The 612-nt window shown below is 63.4% G+C and carries 1 protein-coding gene and 1 pseudogene; one reads left to right on the forward strand and one right to left on the reverse strand.

Going from position 1 to position 612, the window contains the following annotated elements:
• Positions 1-194: pseudogene (locus ACWTU8_RS31920) on the forward strand (hypothetical protein); the annotation flags it as partial.
• A gap of 117 nt (positions 195-311) precedes the next feature.
• On the opposite strand, the gene ACWTU8_RS31925 reads toward ACWTU8_RS31920, so the two are convergent.
• Positions 312-612: cupin domain-containing protein (locus ACWTU8_RS31925; protein ID WP_455851267.1), on the reverse strand; the 301-nt coding region annotated here is incomplete at its 5' end.

Below are 612 nucleotides of genomic sequence, written 5' to 3' on the forward strand. Positions count from 1 at the left end.
ACATAGGCGGCGACTCCGGCAAAGCCAGCCAGGAGGAGGAGAGGGCTCTGCTCGCCATCTGCGGCCATGCCGCGGTCGAGGAAGGCGATCGCCTGGCCAAGGCCCGGTATCTCCTGGAGATCGAGGCGCGCGGCGAACTCGACCTCCCGGAGCATATGCAGGCCGTTCTTCGTTCGACGATGTGGAAGGGATGAGGCGAGCGGCGCACAACCACGACAATGTCATCGCGCTGATGTGCGCGGCGGTCGTGGGCGCGCCGGCAGCCTCGCGGCCCCACGCGAACCTTTTGGCCAGCAGGTTTGCAGCCTGCCCTACGCCGGTCTGGCGTATTGCTCGGCGCTCATGACCTCGATGCAGACGAAGCGTTCGTTGCCTTCCACCCAGGCGTCGTGGCCGGGCGGGATCGTATAGGACGTACCCTTCGTGAACGTCTTCTGAGTCCCGTCATTCATCTTGACGGTGATGGTTCCGGAAACGACGTAGCCGACATGCGATACCTGACAGCTATCTGTCTTGACGACCGGCTTCACGCATTCGGACCATTTCCATCCCGGCTCCATATTGAGTCGCCCGAGCGTAAAGCCTGGAAGCCGCACCACCTCGACGCGTGTC

This window comes from Mesorhizobium sp. BHbdii (assembly GCF_053848045.1).